General features: G+C 45.9%; 12 protein-coding genes. 6 read left to right on the forward strand and 6 right to left on the reverse strand.

Going from position 1 to position 14,423, the window contains the following annotated elements:
* Positions 1-4 precede the first annotated feature (4 nt).
* The 6 genes from PHI12_06335 to PHI12_06360 form a co-directional block, all read right to left on the reverse strand.
* Positions 5-952, reverse strand: a complete 948-nt coding sequence (locus PHI12_06335) for an acetyl-CoA decarbonylase/synthase complex subunit delta (protein MDD5510406.1) — start codon at positions 950-952, stop codon at positions 5-7.
* A gap of 271 nt (positions 953-1,223) precedes the next feature.
* Positions 1,224-2,111: a tetrahydrofolate dehydrogenase/cyclohydrolase catalytic domain-containing protein gene (locus PHI12_06340; GenBank protein ID MDD5510407.1), complete on the reverse strand. Its 888-nt coding sequence runs from the start codon at positions 2,109-2,111 to the stop codon at positions 1,224-1,226.
* A gap of 93 nt (positions 2,112-2,204) precedes the next feature.
* Positions 2,205-2,960, reverse strand: a complete 756-nt coding sequence (locus tag PHI12_06345; GenBank protein MDD5510408.1) for an AAA family ATPase — start codon at positions 2,958-2,960, stop codon at positions 2,205-2,207.
* Positions 2,957-4,945, reverse strand: a complete 1,989-nt coding sequence (locus PHI12_06350) for an ASKHA domain-containing protein (GenBank protein ID MDD5510409.1) — start codon at positions 4,943-4,945, stop codon at positions 2,957-2,959. Before PHI12_06350 ends, PHI12_06345 begins: the two co-directional genes overlap by 4 nt.
* 155 nt (positions 4,946-5,100) lie before the next feature.
* Entirely contained in the window at positions 5,101-6,921 is a 1,821-nt protein-coding gene (locus tag PHI12_06355) for a PAS domain S-box protein (protein MDD5510410.1), read from the reverse strand.
* A gap of 187 nt (positions 6,922-7,108) precedes the next feature.
* Entirely contained in the window at positions 7,109-7,777 is a 669-nt protein-coding gene (locus PHI12_06360) for a response regulator transcription factor (GenBank protein ID MDD5510411.1), read from the reverse strand.
* 619 nt (positions 7,778-8,396) lie between these two features.
* Here PHI12_06360 and dctP point away from each other — a divergent pair.
* From dctP to PHI12_06390, 6 genes are all read left to right on the forward strand, one after another.
* The gene (gene dctP / locus PHI12_06365; GenBank protein ID MDD5510412.1) at positions 8,397-9,512 is read left to right on the forward strand and encodes a TRAP transporter substrate-binding protein DctP; all 1,116 of its coding nucleotides are present in this window, start codon (positions 8,397-8,399) and stop codon (positions 9,510-9,512) included.
* Positions 9,513-9,630: 118 nt separating this feature from the next.
* Entirely contained in the window at positions 9,631-10,194 is a 564-nt protein-coding gene (locus tag PHI12_06370) for a TRAP transporter small permease subunit (protein MDD5510413.1), read from the forward strand.
* Position 10,195: 1 nt separating this feature from the next.
* Positions 10,196-11,524, forward strand: a complete 1,329-nt coding sequence (locus tag PHI12_06375; protein ID MDD5510414.1) for a TRAP transporter large permease subunit — start codon at positions 10,196-10,198, stop codon at positions 11,522-11,524.
* 104 nt (positions 11,525-11,628) lie between these two features.
* Positions 11,629-12,639 carry a C-terminal binding protein gene (locus PHI12_06380; GenBank protein MDD5510415.1) on the forward strand — a complete coding sequence of 337 codons (1,011 nt, stop codon included), beginning with the start codon at positions 11,629-11,631 and terminating at the stop codon, positions 12,637-12,639.
* Positions 12,640-12,850: 211 nt separating this feature from the next.
* Positions 12,851-13,702, forward strand: coding sequence for a 3-methyl-2-oxobutanoate hydroxymethyltransferase (gene panB, locus PHI12_06385; GenBank protein ID MDD5510416.1), 852 nt, complete (start codon positions 12,851-12,853; stop codon positions 13,700-13,702).
* 354 nt (positions 13,703-14,056) lie between these two features.
* A partial coding sequence (locus PHI12_06390) for a formate--tetrahydrofolate ligase (protein ID MDD5510417.1) occupies positions 14,057-14,423 on the forward strand: 367 nt, incomplete at its 3' end.

Below are 14,423 nucleotides of genomic sequence, written 5' to 3' on the forward strand. Positions count from 1 at the left end.
ACAATTATGATATCGTAAGCTCAGCCATCATCTCCCGAACCAACCTGATTGCTTCGGGGTGTCTCATAATTATCACATCGCCACCGGCCAGGAGCAATACCATCGCCGATATCGCCTCCATCAGGATCCCCCTCTTTTTAGCATTACCCAGTGCCGAAGCTTCTTCATCGGGGGCGTGAGCCTCCCTGGTCTTCCACACCTCTTTGGCCAGGTTACAGATGATGGGGAACTGCAGTTTTTCATCCTGCTGGGCCAATCCGGCCACCCGCATTCTCTCCATTACCGAATAGCTGTACTCGATGCCATAGCCCACACCGCTGGCGGTAGGGTCCATAATAATCTGCTCGTTGGGAACACCGAGATTCCCCAAGAGGATATTAAGCTGCTTGGCCAGGTTGATGTCGATGGGCGAAGATGCGATCAGGGTATGCTTATAAGCAATAGCCTGAGCACCGATCTTCTTATAATTCCCTTCCTCGACCGGTCCGATGATCAGGTTCTTCCCCTGACAGACCTCAGCCACTCTTCTCAACACCCCGGTATCCTTCTCCAGATTGGCGGTACCCCATACGATTAAGGGAACATCAACGGCATCAGCTACCTTTTTCACCACCTCCGCCGCTTCATCAGCGCCGCGATCCAGGCCGTTGGGATCGGTGCTTTCTAGCTGCAGAGCAACCAGATCCGCTCCATAATCATCGACACATTTTTTCGCCCAGGCCACCGGGTCGCCAGTCACTCCCTCAAAGGGTTCCAGAGCAGCTTCGGCCCAATCCCTCGGCGGCGTATCGTAAACCTCCATAGCTATTCGGGGCAGCCTGGGCATCTCTCCTTCGAAAAGGTAGAAAGGGTAAGCGGTCTCGCCACCGACAACTACCTGCTTCGCTCCTTTACCAAGGGTGATCTCCCTTATCCGACCGTTATATATTGTTTTCGGAATTTCGAGAGCCATCGACTAACTCCTTTCTCCAGGCCGGCCTTTTTCTCTTCTCACTGCCATACCAGCCTTTACCGTACAAATATCGCTCGCCAGTCTGTAGATATTTAAGCTTTTTATCACAGTCGTTAAGCTCATTTCACCACAGTTCTATCTATTTTCCATTTTCCCTCAGGATTACTCACTTAACAGATTGCCCCCAGAATCATTGCCTTCTCTCCATCAGAGACGATTATTCCCTCAATCTAGCATTCCATATCGATCTTCTTCCCATCCTTAACACCTTCTATACTAAACCTGTCACCAGCTTAGCTGCCTTTACCGTATTCAGCATTAGCATAGTGATGGTCATCGGACCGACACCACCAGGCACCGGAGTAATTGCTTTGGCCTTTTTCTTCACGGCATCGAAATCCACGTCGCCAACCAAAATATCCTTACCCTCAGCAGTCTTCCCAACCCGGTTAACTCCGACATCAATGACTACTACCCCCTCTCTGACCATATCAGCAGTAACAGCTTTAGGCTTACCTACAGCCACTATTATGATATCAGCTCGCTTAGTGTGAAATAGAACATTTCTGGTTCGGGTATGACAGACGGTAACGGTAGCATTAGCCCCATCACTATTCTGAAGGAGAATATTGGCTATCGGCTTACCGACGATGTTACTCCGACCAACTACGACCACTTCTGCCCCTTCAAGTTTAACCCCGCTGCGCACCAAAAGTTGCTGTATGCCATGAGGGGTGCAAGGTAGATAATCTGGCTGGCCGATCATTAGCTTACCCAAATTCATCGGATGGAAACAATCGACATCCTTCTTTGGATTAATGGTATATATGACTTTAGCCTCATTAATATGCTTAGGCAGCGGTAGCTGTACTAAAATCCCGTGAATATTTGGTGATTCATTAAGTCTACCAATCAAAGCTAAGAGATTCTCTTCACTGGTATCCGTAGACAGATCGTACCTTTCGGAATAAATCCCCATAATATTAGAAGTCTTTTCCTTCTGTCCAACGTAGACTTGAGACGCTGGGTCTTCGCCAACTAGAACCGTAGCCAGTCCTGGGACTAGTCCATGTTTCTCCTTGAGTATAGCTATTTCCGCCTTCAGTTCCTCACGAATTTGCTTAGCAATCTCAGTACCACTAATAATACGTGCTGACATCTTCATCTCCCTTACATTAATTCATATTTACCCTAATTCCAGCTCTAGTCTATCCCTGAAACTCTCAGAACCTGTTTCGTGTCACAACCCAATTTATCTAAAAAGCTTAGCCATCAAATCATTAACTGCTGTAACCGCTTTGGAAGTACCGGGTAAATCGAGTAACGGCCTTAACTCGACATCGTACTGACACACTTCTTCGTCCAGAGGTATCAAGGCCGCCGGTTCGATTGCCAGCCGGAGCAACTCCTTCTGGACGATAGGGGCCAACCGGAGTGGAGCGGGGTTGATTATTACCGACTGCCTCTTTACACTGAGTTTTAGCTGGGCGACAATATCCCTGACACGTGCGACAGTGCGCACCCCTTTAACCGTCGGGTTAGCGATAATAAGCAATTCATCGACATCCTGGGTGGTTCTCCGCGACAGGTGCTCCAACCCCGCCTCATTATCCATAACCACATAGGCATAATTTTCGGCCAGTCTATCCACAAACTTCCGTAAGACAAGGTTGGGATAGCAATAGCACCCGGATCCCTCCCCCCTACCCATCGTCACCAGGTCAAGCTTATCGTCTTCGACGATAACCCCGTTTAACCGGCACTCCAGGTAGGCTTCTTTAGTCATTCCCGGAGGAATTTCTATATTGTCCCTCTGGAACTCATCGAGAATCATACCGACCGTCCTTTTAACCTCAAGACCCAGACTCTCGCCCAGGTTGGCATTAGGATCAGCATCAATAGCCAGTATCGAACCGGAACCATTCTCCTTGAGGTAACGGATAATCAGACTGGCTATTGATGTCTTACCGCTGCCGCCTTTTCCCGCCAGAGCTATGGAAAGAGTCAAACCGTTAACCTCCCCCTCGTTTTCCCGCCCGCCAGTCCGGATAGTCTCTTGCTTACATTGGGAAACTCATCGGCATTGGTATGGGGTAAGAAGAGAGCAGCGACGTAGTGGTGCATAAAATCGGGACTTTCGCCGAGTTCAAGACTGGTCATCATCATGGCTACCCTCCTGGCGTCATCAAGCAGGTCGGTAGAGTAGGAGACCAGCCTGCTCCCGTTCAGAGAACCATTGCCAACAAAGATAAACCTATCCCGGGGAATATCGGGAAGGAGGCCGATGGTAATACTCTTCTCAATGTCAATATGACTGCCGAAGGCCCCGGCGATAATTATCTGCTCCAGATCGGCGCAGGTAATCCCGACACTTCCGGTCAGTGTCTGACAGCCAGCATACATCGCCGCCTTGGCCCGGATGAGATTGTCAATGTCCACTTCGGTAATCACGATATCCCTACCGGTCTGGTTCTCTATCGCCCGGGAAAGAACGTATTCGTAACCATCGCTACCTTTTCTAATTCTATCGGTGACCAGGTCGGTGTTGAATTTGCCGTTGCGGCCGATAACCCCGGCTTCAAGCAGCCCGGCAACAATATTCAGCAGGCCCGAACCGCAGATTCCCTTCGGTTTGACTCCGCCGATAGTATGTACCTCCGGCTCCAGATCTGCCAGGCTGATAGCAAAGTCTTCAATCGCTCCGCTGGTGGCTATCATACCGTGCTTGATACCACCGCCTTCAAAAGCAGGACCGGCCGAGCAGGCAGCGGTTACCATCCATTCCGAATTACCGATCACTATCTCGCCGTTGGTGCCGATGTCCATATAGAGAGTAAGCCTCTCCCGCTGGTGGATCCCGGCCGCCACCACTCCTGAGACAATATCACCGCCGACATAGCTGGCTACGGAAGGAAAGACGAAAATATGGACATGCTTTGCCGCGTTAATACCCAGTGACCTTGCCTTCACCGGAGGGAAAAAGCTGGCCGCCGGGGTATAAGGGGCTAACCTGATATATTTAGGATTGATGCCGAGCAGGATATGGGTCATTGTGGTATTACCGGCGATGGTCACATGCCCGATGTCTGCCGCCCTGACCTGGCTCCGGGCCGAAAGATCGTCGATAACCTGATTGATAGTAGCCACCACAGCCTGCTGCAGCTTTTTAAGACCGCCCGGTTTCAGACAGTAGGAGATGCGGGTAATAACATCTGCTCCGTAGTCCACCTGTCCGTTGTAGGCCATACCTTCGGTAATGACCTCACCCCGGCTCAGATCCAGCAGCTGCCCGCAGACGGTAGTCGTCCCGATGTCAAACGCCAGTGAGAAGTACCTCTGGCTGGTGTTTCCCGGTTCTATGTTTATTATCGTGGGCTTACGCTTATCGGCTTTCGTCTTGACCGCCTTGACCAGAGTTGTCGCAGTAACATGGTAGTTTTTCTTGCGCAGAACCGAAGGCAGTTTCCTTACCACATCAAGGGCTACTCCGGTATGATTAAGGCTGCACTGCTTCTTTAAGCCTCTCAACAAACGGGACAGGTCCGAGGTATTATCCGCCGAGGTCGGTGGCGGCAGTTCAAGATAACACTTGCTTAGGGGCGGATTAAATCTCCAACCGGTAGCGATCGCCTCAGCAGGCCCTACTCTACCCCCCGTCATCTTTACTTCCCGGTTTACTACCGCGGTCTCCAGCCTTGACTCTACCGGAACATTAACAATCAAATCGGTGAGCACCCTGCTCCGGCAAGCCTGCCGGATACCCTGCTGCCACTCTTCCGGAGAGAGCTTCTCACTACGACTACTCTCCACCTCACCGCTTTCAATCCGTACCTTACAGGTGCCACAGACACCGGCTCCTCCGCAAGAGGCGATGACACGCACGCCGGCATCAACAGCCGTCTGGAGCAGGTTAGCCCCCCTCTCCACGACAATGCTAACATTATCGGGCTCAAAACGAACCTTTACCTTCTTGTAAGCACTACCTTCCTTCATCTAACTCCGATGTTATACTGCCATAAAGCAGTCCTAAATTCCTTTCACAGGATATACAACCTGTAATCTGCTCGCCCACCATATAGATCCAATTTAGCCAATGACTACTGCTATCATGGTATGAGACTAGGCAAGATTACTGGTTAGAGGTTAATTCATGCTGGGAAATCTACAACCACTGTTGTGCCTTTACCCTTATGCGAATCAATTCTGAGACTACCGTCTAATAGTCGTACTCGTTCACTCACGCTGACCAAACCTAATTTTCCTTTACGGGCTAGGTTACTTAATTCTTGAGGCGGATCGAAACCAATACCATTGTCGTTCACACAGAGTCTAACCTTCTTTCTCGCAAAACAAACTTCTATTGAAGCTTCTGTCGCTTGAGAGTGTTTCTTAACATTATTCAATGCCTCTTGAGCAATACGAAATAATAACAACTCTTGCTCTGATGGTAATCGAAGCTCATATCCGATTTTTTTTACAGTGGTATGGGGGCCTCCTGTTAGCTCGGATTCTTTAGCCAATAATTCCAGGGCGACTGATATTCCTAATTCATCTAAGAGATCAGGGCGAAGATTATGGCTAAAGCGCCGAACTCCGTCAGCTATGCTTCTAGTAGTACGTTGAATATTTCTGAGCTTTTCTATCAAAGACAATGGCATCCGTTTTTCCGTGCGTATAATAGTCTCAATATTGATCCCTAGGGTAAGTAAAGACTGAACTGTATCATCGTGAAGTTCACGAGCGATACGTTTCCTCTCCTCCTCTTGTGCCTTAGTAATCTCCGTTACGTACAACTGTAAATTTTCCTTCAGTCTTTCACGTTCTGTTATATCAGTCCAAGTTTCTAGAGAGTAGCGATACCTTCCATATCGCTTTATTGGTATCGATGTTGTTTCAACCAATAGCCGCCTACCATTTCTTCCTCTAAACAATCGTTCAACAGCTCTATTTCCTTTGAGTAAATCATGACGTAAGGAATCAAGTCTCTTATCACGTGTTTCCTCTGGCCACCAAGGATATGGTGCTCTACTACCAATAACCTTTGCAGAAGAGAAACCTGTAATTCTTTCTAGTGCTGGATTAATATATCTAACCGATGTGTCTTCGTTAATAACGATTATTGGATTCGGAGAATTACTCAGCAACTTAGAACTAAATTCCTCGCTCTCCTGTAAAGCCTCTTCCATCTTTTTACGCTCGGTCATGTCTCTTATTGTGTGTATTAGGCATATTTCACCACTGATTTCTATCAAATCTGCCGACAGTAAACCAAAACGTAGTTCACCCGATTTAGATCTAAAAGATACTTCAAGATCTCTTATCACCCCATCTTTCCGCAGCAAACGAGCCATTTCATTACGATCATCAGGATGTGGCCAGAAGCCTAGTTCAATTCCGGTACGGCCGACAACCTCATCACGCTGATAGCCCCAAATACGAAGAAAAATGTCATTTATCTCAATATATCTTCCCTCACTCAGGGTACTAATAGCCATCGGTTCGGGATTAGAATAGAAAGCCTTTGAGAACTTTTCTTCGGAGACAAGTAAAGCCTCTTCCATCTTTTTACGCTCGGTCATGTCTCTTATTGTGTGTATTAGGCATATTTCACCACTGATTTCTATCAAATCTGCCGACAGTAAACCAAAACGTAGTTCACCCGATTTAGATCTAAAAGATACTTCAAGATCTCTTATCACCCCATCTTTCCGCAGCAAACGAGCCATTTCATTACGATCATCAGGATGTGGCCAGAAGCCTAGTTCAATTCCGGTACGGCCGACAACCTCATCACGCTGATAGCCCCAAATACGAAGAAAAATGTCATTTATCTCAATATATCTTCCCTCACTCAGGGTACTAATAGCCATCGGTTCGGGATTAGAATAGAAAGCCTTTGAGAACTTTTCTTCGGAGACAAGTAAAGCCTCTTCCATCTTTTTGGTAACAGCCTTTTTACCTGTGGTCATTTCAATATAAATTTGGTTGATCTAACCGATTTAATAATTGAGCCCAACTGGCGATCACGACGGAAATATCATATTTGAAATTGTGAGATATCAAATAATATTTTGTGAATTATATGACTTAGTCTTTGTTCAAAACTATTAGCTAAATATTGAATACAGTCAATACGCGCATCACGTACATGTAAAACTACGAGGTAGTACTGGACTCATCAACAGTAACCATCCCTTTCTTTATGGCATGTAATGTTGCTTCGGTACGAGAACTAACTCCCAATTTTCTGAATATATTGACCAAATGGCCACTAACCGTATGCTCACTAATAAATAGCTTTTTCGAGATCTCTTTGTTGGTCATTCCCTTAGCTACCAAATTTAGTATTTCTAATTCCCGAATATGTAAATCATTGTTACCCTCAAGTCTTCCCTGTTCGTTACTGGTTACTCGGTGCACGTATTTACGAGCCAATTCAAGATTAAACACGGCCTCGCCAGAGTATAACAATCGGATAGAATTAAGTAAGTCAGCGGGATCTGAATCCTTTAGCAGATACCCGGAAACACCACTATCAATAGATGAAAAAACGTACTGGTCATTTTTATATGCGGTAAGGATGAGTATAGCAATGTTTGGGGACATCTTTGAGATCTCTTTGGCAGCCTCAATCCCATTCTTTCTCGGCATGCTGATGTCAAGTAATAAAACATCAGGGTTAAAACTTTGAGCCATCTCAACAGCTTCTTCTCCGTCTCGTGCTACAGCTATACACTCTAGATCCGGCTCAGTATTAATCAACTGTCGTAGCCCCTCACTAAATAGGCGGTGATCATCAGCTATCATGACCTTAATTTTTTTCATAATAATCCTATTCGTTGGATAATACTAAAGGGAGTATCAAATATAGTTGGCATCAATTAATCTAAAGACCACTCGATTCCCTCTATCCTTACTATAAAATAGAATTACCAAATATTCAATGATGGCAAAACCAAAAAGGGCCAATAATGAATCCTTGTCACATCTACAGAGAATTATTACATTTTACCAGTGCATATTAACTTGCTTCAAACATTATTATTCTTTGCATAAAAACATACTTTACTGGATGATTTTCAAACCACTGACGTCTATACTACATTGATAGTAGTGTCGTGTTTGAACTTATGGTTTTGTGCTTTTCGGGAATCCAGTCAGAGTACGCGATTATTTTATTTATATTCTAACGTTGCTTTTATATGTGTGTTACCCAGTGCAGATTATCCGCAAAGGTTAGTAGTATTCATATGATAAACAATTGCACCTCTTGACAAATCTCCTTACCTGTTTTAAAGTTGCTGCGTATCAAAACGCAGCAACTTTAAAACATTTAGATCCCAGATGATCAGAAGACGCAGTAAAAAAGAGAGGTGATTAAATGTAAATTTGAAAGTGGTCAAGCCACGTTATACAAAACAAATCATGTTGGAGGAGTTCTAAAGTGAATATCAAGGAACTACGAAGGTTGATTCTTGCTGTTAGTCTGGTAGCGGTGCTGGCAGTCAGCATCCCGATGATAAGCGGCTGCACGACCACACCAGAACCGACGCCCACTCCTACCCCAGGAGAACCAACACCAACCCCGACACCAGAGCCTGCTGTGGAAGGACAGACCTGGCATCTGCGAGGAATAGCCCCACAGGGTCGCAATATAGTAGAAAGAGATGCGATAGCTAACTTTTGTGATGTGGTTACTAAGGCAACCGGAGGGCGAGTAACTTTTGATTGGTACGCTGCTGGAGAGCTAATGGCGTCTGAGGAAGAGATACCTGCCCTTAAGGCCGGCGCTATTGATTGTGATTGGTACTATCCGCTCATGGGTACGGCTACCGGTATGAGAACCATCGAATGTGGTGCGCCATTCGCTACTCAAAATGTCATAGAATTCAGAACGCTAATTTATCAAAGGGGCTTAAAGGCACTTTTCGAAGAGTCATATGAACGAATAGGCCTTAAGTGGGTAGGAGTAGCGATGCATGACCCTCTGGAGATTTGTTCTTCTAAACCGGCCTACTCTCTCGAGGATATGGAGGGCCAGAGAATACAGCTCATGGCCGAGCATGCCTATCCATTCCAAAAGGTTGGAGTAGCTTGTTCCCCAACTCCTCCCTCAGATGTCTACCTGGCCATCCAGACCGGTGCTCTTGACGGAGTTGGATGGTCCGGCGCCGATGAAGCAGTACAGTTCGGTTTCAATGAGGTTGCTCCTTACCTTTGGGACCCGCCCTTTGTCGATGTCTGTACCGGAGTCCTTTTGTTCAATCCAGACGTCTGGGATTCTATGCCTGAGGATATACAGGAAATAATTAGTTTGGGGGCTAAAAACTTCGACATATGGGCTGAAACAATAAGAGCCTCAGGCGAGTACAAGTACCGAACCGATGGCTCCTTCCAGGAAATCTGTTTCCTCCCCGAGGAAGATATCGAGGTACTGCGGGGATACGGCATGGAGTATCTGGACATCGTAGCGGAGAGGGACGATTTGTGTGCCCAGGCAGTTCAGATAATCAAGGACTTCCGTGCTGAAGTGGAAGAAGCAAACTGGTACGGCCATTAATTTTGGCCAGTTAGCTTAACAATAATTATCTTGATTTCTTGAGATAGACCCCACCCCCGGGCTTAGTCGGGTCGGGGGTGGGGTGTGATTGTGTTGTAATCCTTTGAGGAGATCTTGAATGCCAAAACCGTTGATTGCTTATGTAATGGCTGTTGAGTCGTTCGTGTGGAAGATGTGGACAGGATTACGGTGGACTTCGATAGCAATCATAGTTATCCTGGCCTATGCGGTCTTCGTAAGGCATGCCATGAATGCACCCAGTATCCAGGCCTACGAACTGGCTATGTTCACGATGACGGCGGCTTTCATTCTGGCCGGAGGACCCCTCCTGCTTCAGGATGAGCATGTCAGAATGGATGCCTTCTATGCCCGGTGGTCTCCGCGGAAAAAAGCCATCATGGATATATGTACCTTCGTTCTCTTTATCTATATTGCTGTGATGGCGGTAACTGCACTGACCTCTACATTCGACTCTTTTGTCACTGGGCAGCATACCAAAAGTATATGGGGTCCTCCCCTCTGGCCCCTTAAGGCCTGTATCGCAGCAGGGTGTATCATCCTGCTGTTTCAAGCGGTAGCTAACCTGATCCGGGACATCGCTACCATCCGGGGTAAACACATCCCTACCCGGGCTGAGATAGCAGAAAAAGAGCACGACCGGTTCGGAAAGGCGGACGCCTGAAATGAATGTAATGCTGATTACCATTGTGATGTTTGCCGGCATGATGGCGCTGCTTACCACCGGTCGTCAGGTCTTTCTCATTGTCGGCGCTGTCGCCACTGTCGCCGCCATGGCACTCTGGGGCACCGGTGGCATAATAATGCCTCATCTAAATACTACTAGCATTATATATTGGGATGTCATGCTTTCCTTCCCGGCCTTTATCTTCATGGGCTACATGCTGGCTCGGTCGGGGATGGCGGATGACCTCTACAACATGATATACAAGTGGGCTGGAGGTGTTAAGGGTGGACTCGGTATGGGGAGCATCGGCATCTGTGCTCTGATCGGGGCGGTGCAGGGTACCGCAGTATCCGGTCAGGTGGCTATGGGGCTTATCGCCCTGCCTTCCATGCTAAAGCGGAAATACGATAAGTCGATTGCGACCGGATTAGTTCAGGCTGGTGGCGGACTGGGCTATCTCATCCCTCCCAGTCTGGTCTTCGTTCTCTACGGCATGCTGGCCAGGGTGCCAATTGGGCATTTATGGATTGCCGGGGCGATCCCCGGTTGCATATTAGCTGTCATGTACGTTGCCTATATCGGCATCCGCTGCCGCATCCAGCCGCATATCGGACCGCCTATACCCCTTGAAGAGCGGGCCGGCTGGAGAGAGAAATTCGCTAGTATGAAGGCTGGTATTGCACCATTAGCCCTGCTTTTCACGGTGATGGGGTTACTGCTGATGGGTGTAACCACGGTGACCGAAAGCTCAGCAATCGGAGCAATTGGTTCCATTGTGGTTACCCTGATTTACCGCAGATTCACCTGGAAAAATCTGGTGCAGGTGGTGAATCAAACCTGGCAGCTTACCAGTGTTATTATGTGGATTTTCGTCGCTGCCATTCTCTTCGGTGCTATCTATCACGGTCTCGGGGCGGCTAAGGCCTTCGATATCATACTTTCCGGATCAATTGGCCAAAACCCGACCATGATAGTGGCTACGATGATAGGTATCTATATATTACTGGGGATGGTGATGGACGACTTCGCCATGCTTATCGTTACTGCCCCTCTCTTCATACCGGTACTACAGGGTCTAGAGATTAATATGATATGGTTCGGGGTTCTGTATTGTGTCACTGTCTTGATAGCTATCATGACACCTCCCTTTGGATTCTCTCTGTTTATAATGAAAGGGCTGATCCCCAAAGACTCCGGTATAACCATGGTGGATATATATAAGTCTATTATTCCTTTCGTAATTGTCACAGGTGTTCTATTAGTCTTATTACTGTTCTACCCTCAGATAGCATTGTGGTTGCCTAATATGGTTTTTGGGATGCAGTAGTTTATGCTACAGGAGGAATTGAGTTTATCATCTTACAACTAAAGGTAAACCATTTGTATAGGTTTTGGGATAGGTTTTTACCAACTATTTGTTAGGAAATGAGAATGTATAAAGTAACTACAACAGATATGCTGGATCCAGTCATTCCAGAAGAAAACATCCTAAGGGAAAACGGGGCACAACTCTTCTATGGCTACTATAAGGATGAAGCCAACCTTATAGATATCACACGTGATGCTGATGGGATTATAACGTTTCTCGCACCAATGACTGCAAAGGTAATTAATTCTCTGCAGCATTGCCAAGTAATTGTGAGACGCGGTATAGGATACGATAACGTAGATGTCGAAGCTGCCACATCAAAAGGGATAGCAGTGGTGAATGTACCTGATTATTGCACTGATGAAGTGGCAGATCATACCATGGCTCTTCTTTTATGTGCGGCACGAAGGATTATTCAGGGTTGGGATCAGGTGAAATCGAGACAATGGGACTACCGGAAATTACTCCCCATACACGCATTAAAAGACTCTGTACTGGGGCTCTTGGGATTTGGTAAGATCCCAAGAGCAATAAGTGAGAGAGCGCGCTGCTTTGGGCTTACAGTACAAACAAGTGACCCTTTTGTCTCCAGAGATTTCGTAGCTGTGCACGGTGTCAAACTAGTTAGTAGTGAAGAACTTTTTAGAACATCTGATTTTATCTCGGTGCATGTTCCACTTGCAAAAAGTAACATTGGTCTCGTTTCAAGACAGGCTTTCGATATGATGAAACCATCAGCAGTTCTTATAAATACCGCAAGAGGACCTGTAATAGACGAATCAGCACTTATAGATGCTCTGAAAAATGGTAGCATTGCCTTTGCAGCACTTGATGTCACAACAAAGGAGCCAATTGAAGCTAATCATCCTCTTCTTGAGATGGAAAACGTAATCTTAACTCCACACTTTGCCTTCTATTCTGAACGTGCGGTAAGAATCTTAGGCGAGAAATCGGGTGGAGATATTATCAAAGTATTTAATGGGTGTATCCCTGAATCCTTGGTGAATCCTGAGGTCCTAAAAATCAGGACAGACCTCAAGAGATCAAAGGGTAATATCACGTCTAGGAGATGAATAATGTTTGGGCATTAACGAATCATATAATTCGTTTTTATAAAGGAGGACTTCACGGGTTAAAAACGACAACCCATAATTACAATGGACTCTAAACTTGTCACCTTATTCTTACTCAGAGATGTAGCTTTGTTCTTTTTAACTATATCTCGTTTTAGTGGGATTAGTAACTAATTTATAGACTTGATTAAATAATGGAGGGTTTATTCAAATGGGGAAAAGAAAAACTATACAGGACTTTCGGCAGATGAAGCAAAGTGGAGAAAAGGTTACTTGGATTACATCCTATGATTACCATATGGCCCGTATGGCGAATGAAGTGGGTATTAACATGATCCTAGTCGGTGACTCTGTGGGCATGACTGTGTATGGCTACCCTGGTACACTACCGGTGACTATGGATCAAATAATACCTCATACCGAGGCAGTAAGGAGGGGTGCGCCTGACGTGTTCGTAGTGGGTGATTTACCTTTTGGTGCTTATCATGCAAATGTAGAAGACGCTGTAATGAATTCTGTTCGTTTCTACAAAGAATGTGATGTAGATGCAGTCAAGCTAGAAGGCGGTAAGAGAGTTACTCCTCAAATCCGCGCTATAGCCGACGGTGGAATGTTGGTCATAGGTCATATTGGTATAACGCCACAAAGCTCAGCGGTAATGGGTGGTTTTAAAGCGCAGGGAAATACTGCTGAGGCCGCCAAGATTCTATTGGATGATGCTGTCGCTATTGAGGAAGCAGGTGCTGCCATGCTCTTAGTAGAGGGTGTACCAGCAGAGACAGGGAAAATTATCACTGAAGCACTTAGTATTCCAGTGATGGGTATTGGAGCCGGTATAAATACCGATGGACAATTAATGATTGTCAGCGATATGCTCGGTCTATTTGAGACGTTCACACCTAAATTCGTTAAGAAATACGCTAACCTTGCTAACGAAATAAGAATAGCACTCCAACAGTACATCAATGAAGTCCATGAAGGGAAATTTCCTACTAGTGAGTATTGTTACAAGATGAAAACCGGAGAAGCAGATAAACTTAAAGCTATGATGATGAAATCATAAGGGTAAACAAATACTGGCATTTACCAAAAGAGGATTAGAACGCAGAATTAGTTCGTGTTATTCATTGCTATAACAAATGGAGTTCAGCACTTATACCAACCAGATAACACTTTGGATATGAGTGTTATCTGGTTGGTATCTCCGTGATTTCGTGTCAACAGTCTCGTATATGTACTGTTCTTCTAATAGTAAATCTTGCTAATCACGAAATCCGAATGATTAACCGTCGATTACAATTACTTAATGGTCATCTGAATAAATGATATGATTCTAATGACATACCTAAATATTAACTCTATAAACAGACTGCTATGAAAAACAAGCTAATACATTTGAATAGGATCTGGAGATTATATGATTTACGATGCTACGAAATTAAAAGACTGGCAGATTGCCGAAGAAGCTGAGAAAAATATGCCCTTGCCCGAAGAGTGGCGAGATAGGTTAGGGCTTGAAAAAGGCGAGTTGCTGCCATATGGGAGAATTGCCAAACTAGACTTTTTAAGCATCATCGAACGTTTGCGCAAAAAACCTAATGGTAAGCTCATACAAGTGACAGCTATTACACCCACCCCACTGGGTGAAGGTAAGACAACAACCACTATAGGGCTCTTACAGGGTCTAGGGAAGCGTGGGAAGAATGTTGGTGGCTGTATCCGTCAGCCGTCTGGTGGACCAACTATGAATATTAAAGGTACTGCAGCTGGTGGTGGGAACTCAC

This window comes from Dehalococcoidales bacterium (assembly GCA_028716225.1).
Lineage (GTDB): Bacteria > Chloroflexota > Dehalococcoidia > Dehalococcoidales > UBA5760 > UBA5760.